The following is an 8,044-nucleotide window of genomic DNA, read 5'->3' as shown; positions in this document are numbered from 1 at the left end:
GGGGGGGGGGTGGGGGCTGTCTCAGATCCCGTAGCGACGCCTGACAAATTCTTTGTAGAGCATCCCGTACAGCAGGGGAGAGGTCTTGAGCAGGAGCCCCGCCAGTGCGTAATCGGGCCGGGCCATGAGGCAGCGACGCAGAAGGGTGAATGTCATGGCGTCCTGGCACTCGCGGATGTGGTGATCCACGTCGGGCGGAGTGAGCCTGAGGGCCGCCTGGGCGGAGTTCAGGAAAGTGAGAATCCACGCTGCCGCCAGGGCATTCTTTTCCGACGGCGACCCTTCGTGGGCCCGGGTGGTTTCCTTGAGAAATTCCACAAAACGGTAACTTTCAAGAATCGGCGGAACCGACCCCCAAGTAATGGATTGCGGATTCACCGAATACAAATGGAGTGAGTCCTCGATGCATACGACTTCTCGAGCGCGCTCGTAGGCCGCGATCGAGAATCCTGCGTCCTCGACCCGATTCAGCAGGGGAAACTCCAACCCTCGAATTGACGAGGAACGAAACAGCTTGTCCCACGCGTAGGGTGTCATTTCGTCCTTCATCAGGAGAGCCATGGCCTGGTTCCCCGTATAGCGGCCGGGCCTGCCCCGGGACCGGTATCGATGCGTTCCGTCCGGGTACAACACGTCATGGCTGCAGACGACGACGTCCGTGGCCGGTCCCGCGGAAGCAAGCATCTTCTCGAGGAACTCGGGATGGAACACGTCGTCCGAGTCCAGGAAGGCCACCCAGTCCGAACTCACGGTCCTCAGACCGCGATTACGGGATCCCGCCAGACCGAGATTGTGCTCGTTGACTACATAGCGAACGCGAGAATCATTCGTTTGCTCCAAGTGCTGGCGAATGACACGGTCTGCATCGTCCGGGGATGAGTCATTGATGATGACGAGTTCGAAATTTGTGTGCGTTTGATGAAGAATGCTGTCGATTGATCGAACTACCGTTCGCGCGGTGTTGTAGACAGGCAGAATGACGGCAACTGAGGGGCTGTTCATGAATCCTGATTCCTTGATGTGTGGTTCCATCGGGATAACAGCCACAATCATATTACGAGTTGTTGAGGCGCCTCATAATTTCCACAAGGCCCGACCGGCCCTCGCTCTGCTCATGCCAACCGGTGCGGATCAGGGCCTTGCTGACGGCCTGCGGGGATATGCCCAATGCCTCTCCGACGGCACGGTGCTGGCCGCGCACGCCGGGAACCAGTAGATCCACGACCCTCCATTCGGCCTCGGTTCTCATGCCGACCAGGCGAGCCAGCAGCCTTGCCAGGCCCGTGGCCGCATCAGCGAGGGCGGGATCGGCTGCCTCGACGAAAACATTGCGGAACGCGGCGCGACCCGCGGAAGGGGCTGGGGTGCACCTCTGAACCGCAGCCCGGGCATAAGCGCTCGCGTACCCGGCGTCGTCGGGGCCGCCGGATGAGATTCCGACGCCCACGGACACGCCGGGGGTGCGCAGGGCCTCGAGGGCGACGTCGATCGCAGGTCCGGGCTCCGCGAGCACCGCGCTCAACCGGCCCGACGATGGCGACTCGAGCACGGCGCCTTCGGTCAGCGCCGGGAGCGACCGCAGGCGCTCGGCCAGGCCGGGCGCGTCCGGGGCTTCGATGATGATGGCATACATGTACCGCTATTATGCCTGGCTCGGGTCAGCCGGCGGAGTTGCGCAGCACGTCGCGCAACGCATCGAAGTGTGATGTCAGCAGTATCGCGGCGCGTTCCTTCTCCCCATGCGTGACGGCCTCGAGGACCTCCCGGTGTGCCCGGGCATTCTGCCTGGCCATCGGGATCGATTGGCCGACCTGCTCACGGATCCGGCCGTAGACGGACCAGAAAACCTCGAGCAGATTGGCCAAGAGGTCGTTGTCCAAGGGCGCGAAGAGCAATCTGTGGAATTCGTGGTCGTGTTCGGCGTTCAGGGCGCCGTCTTCCGCGGACTCCTCCATGCCTCGGATACATGCTTCGAGGGCCACGTGGTCCTCCGATGTCATGGCGTCCATGGCCGAGCCGATCAGGGCCGATTCCAGGGCCTGCCGGACCTCGACCACTTCCAGGGCCTCGTCACCCCGACCCTGCAGGGACATGCGGGCATGGAATTCGAGTCCCATCGCCAGCGCCTCGAGGTTCTTGCGGCCCACGAACATCCCGTATCCGTGACGGACCTCCACGATGCCCATCGACTGGAGGACCTTGAGGGCCTCACGCACCGTATTGCGGCCGACGCCGAGCTCCTCGACCAGTTCGAACTCCGTGGGCATGGGATCCCCGGGAGCCAGCCCTTGGTCCAGGATGAACTCCATGATGTCCTGCTGGAGCGCGCGCATGCGATCAGCGGCGCCCACTCTGCGTTTGGGCATCGATTCCTTCTCCGGCATGCGGTTCCCCTCGTCGATGATTCACACTTGTGGATCCTATCGTGTCGGCCGCGCCGTCCGACTGCGTCACCGACTCGCTTCTCCAACGTGATGTTGACAACATCATTCAAGAGCTATAAATTCGCACTCTAAACAGACATCCTACATCCCACCTCCCGGAGGTCCCGATGATTCCAGAGTCTTCGATGACGAGGTCTCAGACCGCGCGCGGTGTGTCGCGGCGCGGCTTTGTCACGGCCGTGGGCGGCCTCGGTGCGGCGCTCGCGTTCTCGGCCGGCCTCTCTGCGTGCGCGGGGGAGTCGGCGCCGCAGAAGAAGCGCATCGAGGCCGGTATCTCCTACACGCTCTCCGGCGGATTCGACCCCATGATCACGACCAGCGCCACCGCGATGGCGGTCAACCTGCACGTCTTCGAAGGGCTCGTGGACCTCCATCCGGCGACGCGCGAACCGTATATCGCTCTTGCTTCGGAGATGCCGAAGCAAATCGACGAGACCACGTACGTGGTCCCGTTGCGCTCCGGCGCGAAGTTCCACGATGGGTCTCCGGTCACCGTCCAGGACGTCGTGTACTCGTTCACCAGGGTTCTGGACCCGAAGAATTCGTCGACCCTCATGCAGTTCCTCGGATTCATCGAGACCGTCGAGCCCCAGGGCGATGACGCCGTGCTGTTCCGCCTCAAAAGTCCATTCCCGCAGTTTGCCGAGCGCATCTCGTGCGTCAAGATCGTGCCGAAGGCCGTGGTTGAGAAGGACCCCAAGGGCTTCGACGCCCATCCGGTCGGGTCGGGGCCGTATTCGTTCGTCCGGGCGCTCAAGGACAATCGCATCGAATTCAAGGCCTTCGAGGACTACGGCGGGAAGTACAGGCCCACCGTGGACGAAATGACCTGGTTCCTGCTCTCCGACTCCGCGGCCCGCGTCACCGCCCAGGACTCGGATCGCGTCCAGGCCATCGAGGACGTCCCCTACCTGGATACCGAATGGCTCAAGGAACGTTCCGAGCTCAAGCAGGTTCCCTCGTTCGGGCTGCTGTTCCTGATGTTCAACCTCCAGAAGCCGCCGTTCAACGACGTCCGGGTGCGCAAGGCCCTGCACTACGGCCTCGACACCGAGCAGGTCATTCAGCGCGGGCTCCTGGGAAACGCCAGCGCGGCGACGTCGTACGTGCACCGTGAGCACCCCGATTACGTCAGGGCATCCACCGTGTACGACTATGACCCGGACAGAGCGGCGGCCCTTCTGAAGGAGGCCGGTGCGGACTCGCTCGAGTTCACGGTCCACACCACGGACACCTCGTGGGTCAAGGACGTCATGCCAGTGGTCCTCGAGTCGTGGAACAAGATTCCCGGGGTGACGGCCAGCATGAAGGCGCTCCAGTCCGGTGCCCTGTATTCCCAGTACGTGGACGCCGGGAAGTACGACGTCTGCGTGGCTCCGGGCGACCCGTCGGTCTTCGGCAATGACATGGACCTGCTGCTCTCGTGGTGGTTCCGCGGCACAACGTGGGCGGACAAGAGATATCACTGGGCGGGAACGCCCGAGCACGACCAGACCCTCAGCCTCATGGACCAGGCGGTCAGCACGACCGACCACGGGGAGGCGCTGCGGCTGTGGGGCCAAGCGATCGACATCATCGCCGACCAGGTTCCCCTCTATCCCATCTTCCATCGCAAGCTGCCGACGGCGTGGCACGGCTCCGAGCTCAAAGGCTTCCAGCCGTTGCCGACCACGGGCCTGTCCTTCCTCGGCGTCGAACGGAACTGACCCAGCCACCTTCTCCCGCACACGATCCAAGGAGGATTTCTCGTGGGGAACATACTCAGACTCCTCGGGCGTCGGCTCGTCGCCCTTCCCTTCATGATCCTGGGCATCACGCTGCTCGTCTTCATCGTGCTGCACTTCTCCCCGGGGGATCAGGCGACGGCGGCCCTCGGAGAGGGCGCCAGCTCCGACGCCAAGGAAGCGTACCGGGCAGCCCATGGCCTCAACGACCCGTTGGTCGTGCAGTACCTGTCGTTCCTGGGGCGCCTGGTGCGGCTCGACTTCGGTGTCACGACGCCGCCCGAATCCCCGATCTCGACCATGATCGCCGGGGCCTTCCCCGTGACCCTGCAATTGACCTTCTGGGGAGTGGTCATTGCGGCCATCGTGTCCCTGGTGCTCGGCGTCGTCGCCGCCCTCTGGCGAGACCGGTGGCCCGACCAGGTGATCCGCGTTTTCTCGATCGCGGCCGTCGCAACCCCTTCCTTCTGGCTCGGCATCTTGCTGATCCAGTGGTTCGCGGTCGGGTGGCGGATTCTGCCTTCGGGTGGGTACACGTCATTCTTCGATGATCCCGGCAAGTACGCGACCTCGATGCTGATGCCTTCCGTCGCGCTCGCCATCCCCGTGTGCGCCTCCCTCATCCGCGTGGTCCGGACCTCGATGGTCGAAGAACTCGACAGGGACTATGTGCGCACCGCGATCGGCAACGGCGTCCCGCGAGGCGAAGTCCTGAGGAAGAACGTGCTCCGGAATGCGCTCGTGACGCCCGTGACCGTGCTCGGTCTGCGCATCGGCTACTTGCTGGGCGGCGCCGTGGTGATCGAGATGATCTTCTCGATGCCGGGCATGGGCCAGCTGATCCTCAACGGGATCACGAATCAGGACATCAATCTGGTCCAGGGGGTCGTGGTGACGATCGCCGTGACCTTCGTGGCGGTCAACATCGTCGTCGACCTCCTCTACCTGCTCATCAACCCCCGCATTAGGACGGTGTGACCATGAGATACAAGCTCGCCGACCGGCTGTCCCGACCCGGAATCCGTTTCCGGAGCATGCCCTGGGGATCCAAGCTGTCCATGGCATTCCTGGTCCTCATCGCTCTGGCAGCGATCCTTGCCCCGGTGCTCGCGCCCCACGACCCGTTGGCCACGGGCTCAGGAGTTCCACAAGCACCGAGCGGGGACCACCTGTTCGGTACCGACCGGCTCAACCGGGACATCTTCTCCCGTCTGTTGTACGGGGCGCGCAGCTCCCTGGTCATCGGCTTGGGGTCCGTGGCCCTGGCCCTGGTGCTCGGCGGCATCCTCGGGGCGATCGCCGCGACCGGGCGCAGATGGGTCAACGAGGGAGTCATGCGGGTCATGGACGTGATCATGGCGTTCCCAGGCATCGCCCTCGCCGCCGTTCTGTTGTCCACGATGGGCAATACGATCCCCGTGATCATCCTTTCGATCGCGATCATCTACACACCGCAGCTGGCCCGTGTGGTGCGAGCCAATATCCTCACCCAGTGGAACGAGGACTACGTCCGGGCCGAACGCATCGTCGGTGCCTCGAAGACCTTCATCCTTCTCAAACACGTGGTGCGCAACAGCGCGGCTCCGGTGCTGGTCTTTGCCACGGTCATGGTTGCTGACGCGATCATTTTCGAGGCGTCCCTCTCGTTCCTGGGCGCGGGGATCCAGGATCCAGACCCGAGCTGGGGCAACGTCATCTCCTACGGACGCAACGTGGTCCTCTCGGGTGCCTGGTGGGCGACGACGTTCGCCGGCATCACCATCCTTCTGACCGTCCTGGCGGTGAACGTCCTGTCCGAAGGCATGACCGATGCGATGGCCAACCCTCGTTTGCGCTCGCACGCGGCCGGCGCCGAGCCCGATGAGCACCGGAGAGAGAACGCGCAACCGACCACGGAGGCGATCTTCGCCTCGGGCTCCGACCGGGACATCCCGACGTCGAACATCCAGACGGTCGGTCCGCGGGGCAAATCCGTCCTGGACTCCCAGCTCGCGGCCCTCGCCGCGGCCGAGGCCCGCCGCGAGGACCGGTTTGCCCCGGATCCCGACGCCGCGCCGTTGCTCGAGGTCAAGAATCTCTCGATCGCCTTCCCGGACAGGTACGGGGAGACGAAGGTCGTGAGGGACCTGAGTTTCTCCGTCGCCCCTGGGGAAACCATGGGGCTGGTCGGCGAGTCCGGATCCGGAAAGTCGATCACCTCGCTGGCCATCATGGGCCTCCAAGCGCCCAACGCGGTGGTGACCGGTTCGATCGACTTCGGCGGCAAGGAACTGGTTCCCTCTGCCGCAGGGCAACAGGCCCTGGACCGGACGTTCGCCGGGCTCAGGGGCGAGCAGATCGCGATGATTTATCAGGACGCCCTGTCCTCGTTGAACCCGTCGATGCTCATCAAGGACCAGATGGAGCAGCTGACCAAGCGCGGTGGGCGGATGAGCCCCGCCGAGCTGCTGGAACTCGTCCAGCTCGACCCGGATCGAACCCTCAAGAGCTATCCCCACGAGCTCTCGGGCGGGCAGCGCCAGCGGGTTCTGATAGCGATGGCCCTGTCTCGATCGCCCAAGCTCGTGGTCGCCGACGAACCCACGACGGCGCTCGACGTCACCGTCCAGCGGCAGGTCATCGATCTCTTGCTCGACCTGCAGAAACAGTTGGGTTTCGCGATGATCTTCGTCAGCCACGACCTCGCCCTGGTGGGGTCACTGGCCCATCGGGTCACCGTCATGTACGCGGGCCAGGTGGTCGAGTCCGGAAGCACCTCGGAGGTCCTGTCCGACCCGCGGCACGAGTACACGCAGGGGCTCCTGGGATCGGTGCTGTCCATCGAGTCCTCGGCGGAGCGGCTCTACCAGATCCCGGGAACCGTTCCGAGTCCCGGGGAATTTGCCCCCGGCGATCGTTTTGCCCCCAGATCCCAGCGACAAGATGCCAATCCCTGGGCGCCGTTGCGCATGGAGCAGGTCGGCGATTCCGATCACTACTGGGCAACCAACGAACCGGCCTCCGGAACGGCCACGGTCAACATCATTCAAGGAGCTGACTCATGAGCGCCACGGCATCCCGGACCGCAGAGTCCGTCCTCTCCCTGGAGAACCTCGAAGTCCACTTCACCAGTCGAACCGGTTCACTGTTCCGGCGAAAGGTGGTCAAAGCGGTGGACGGGATCTCCCTCGAAGTTCGTAGTGGCCGCACGGTCGGCATCGTCGGTGAGTCCGGGTCCGGCAAGACGACGCTCGCGAACGTCCTCGTCGGCCTTCAGGAGCCCACCGGCGGACGGTTGCTGCATCGGGGCAAACCGGTGGGCACCGGCAAGGCGGACAGGAAGGCGTTCGGCAAGGCCGTGACGATGGTGTTCCAGAACGCCTCGACCGCGCTGAACCCTCGCATGACGACCCACGACATCATCAGGGACCCCATGGACGTGCACGCAATGGGCGGCGCACCGGACCGATCGAAACGGGTCTACGAACTGCTGGACATGGTGGGTCTGCCGACCTCGGCCGCCGAAGCGGTTCCTGCCCAGCTCTCCGGAGGCCAGCGCCAGCGCGTCGCCATCGCCCGGGCACTCGCCCTGGACCCGGAGGTCATCGTGGCCGACGAACCGACCAGCGCCCTGGATGTCTCCGTCCGGGCCCAGGTCCTCAACCTCTTGATCGATCTGAAGAAGGAGCTCGGCATCGGAATGGTCTTCATCTCGCACGACATCCAGACCGTTCGCCACATCTCCGATGACCTCCTGGTCATGACCCAGGGGCGAGCCGTCGAACAGGGACCGGCTCAGGACGTGCTGGGCAATCCTTCGGAGGAGTACACCAGGTCGTTGCTGAACTCGGCGCCGAGCCTGCTCGCGGAGACGACCCCCTGAAATTTCCGGCCGAC

General features: G+C 64.2%; 7 protein-coding genes. 4 read left to right on the top strand and 3 right to left on the bottom strand.

The window, feature by feature from the left end:
* Positions 1-21: 21 nt before the first annotated feature.
* The 3 genes from EWU68_RS08495 to EWU68_RS08485 are packed head-to-tail and all read right to left on the bottom strand — an operon-like array spanning position 22 to position 2,366.
* Positions 22-1,002 (bottom strand): glycosyltransferase family 2 protein, encoded by a 981-nt coding sequence (locus EWU68_RS08495; protein WP_162421500.1) that lies wholly within the window; start codon positions 1,000-1,002, stop codon positions 22-24.
* Positions 1,003-1,054: 52 nt separating this feature from the next.
* Positions 1,055-1,633 (bottom strand): recombinase RecJ, encoded by a 579-nt coding sequence (locus tag EWU68_RS08490; protein ID WP_129315700.1) that lies wholly within the window; start codon positions 1,631-1,633, stop codon positions 1,055-1,057.
* Between the two features lie 25 nt (positions 1,634-1,658).
* The gene (locus EWU68_RS08485; RefSeq protein WP_238692391.1) at positions 1,659-2,366 is read right to left on the bottom strand and encodes a FadR/GntR family transcriptional regulator; all 708 of its coding nucleotides are present in this window, start codon (positions 2,364-2,366) and stop codon (positions 1,659-1,661) included.
* A 203-nt stretch (positions 2,367-2,569) separates the two neighbouring features.
* On the opposite strand from EWU68_RS08485, the gene EWU68_RS08480 reads away from it, so the two are divergent.
* Genes EWU68_RS08480 through EWU68_RS08465 form a run of 4 tightly spaced genes read left to right on the top strand, consistent with a single transcriptional unit; the run spans position 2,570 to position 8,030 of the window.
* Complete coding sequence (locus tag EWU68_RS08480; protein WP_129315698.1) at positions 2,570-4,150, top strand: ABC transporter substrate-binding protein; 1,581 nt, start codon at positions 2,570-2,572, stop codon at positions 4,148-4,150.
* 42 nt (positions 4,151-4,192) lie between these two features.
* Positions 4,193-5,146 carry an ABC transporter permease gene (locus EWU68_RS08475; RefSeq protein WP_129315697.1) on the top strand — a complete coding sequence of 318 codons (954 nt, stop codon included), beginning with the start codon at positions 4,193-4,195 and terminating at the stop codon, positions 5,144-5,146.
* Between the two features lie 2 nt (positions 5,147-5,148).
* Positions 5,149-7,212 (top strand): dipeptide/oligopeptide/nickel ABC transporter permease/ATP-binding protein, encoded by a 2,064-nt coding sequence (locus EWU68_RS08470; protein ID WP_129315696.1) that lies wholly within the window; start codon positions 5,149-5,151, stop codon positions 7,210-7,212.
* Positions 7,209-8,030 (top strand): ATP-binding cassette domain-containing protein, encoded by an 822-nt coding sequence (locus EWU68_RS08465; protein WP_129315695.1) that lies wholly within the window; start codon positions 7,209-7,211, stop codon positions 8,028-8,030. Before EWU68_RS08470 ends, EWU68_RS08465 begins: the two co-directional genes overlap by 4 nt.
* Positions 8,031-8,044: the final 14 nt, after the last annotated feature.

Source organism: Rothia koreensis (assembly GCF_004136575.1).
GTDB classification, from domain to species: Bacteria; Actinomycetota; Actinomycetes; order Actinomycetales; family Micrococcaceae; genus Rothia; species Rothia koreensis.
This window is presented reverse-complemented; position numbering and strand designations above follow the sequence as displayed.

What these genes read in the sequence shown, in the direction of transcription:
- EWU68_RS08495 (WP_162421500.1), bottom strand. Translation starts at nt 1,002, where the DNA reads ATGAACAGCCCCTCAGTTGCCGTCATTCTGCCTGTCTACAACACCGCG.
- EWU68_RS08490 (WP_129315700.1), bottom strand. Translation starts at nt 1,633, where the DNA reads ATGTATGCCATCATCATCGAAGCCCCGGACGCGCCCGGCCTGGCCGAG.
- EWU68_RS08485 (WP_238692391.1), bottom strand. Translation starts at nt 2,366, where the DNA reads ATGCCCAAACGCAGAGTGGGCGCCGCTGATCGCATGCGCGCGCTCCAG.
- EWU68_RS08480 (WP_129315698.1), top strand. Translation starts at nt 2,570, where the DNA reads ATGACGAGGTCTCAGACCGCGCGCGGTGTGTCGCGGCGCGGCTTTGTC.
- EWU68_RS08470 (WP_129315696.1), top strand. Translation starts at nt 5,149, where the DNA reads ATGAGATACAAGCTCGCCGACCGGCTGTCCCGACCCGGAATCCGTTTC.
- EWU68_RS08465 (WP_129315695.1), top strand. Translation starts at nt 7,209, where the DNA reads ATGAGCGCCACGGCATCCCGGACCGCAGAGTCCGTCCTCTCCCTGGAG.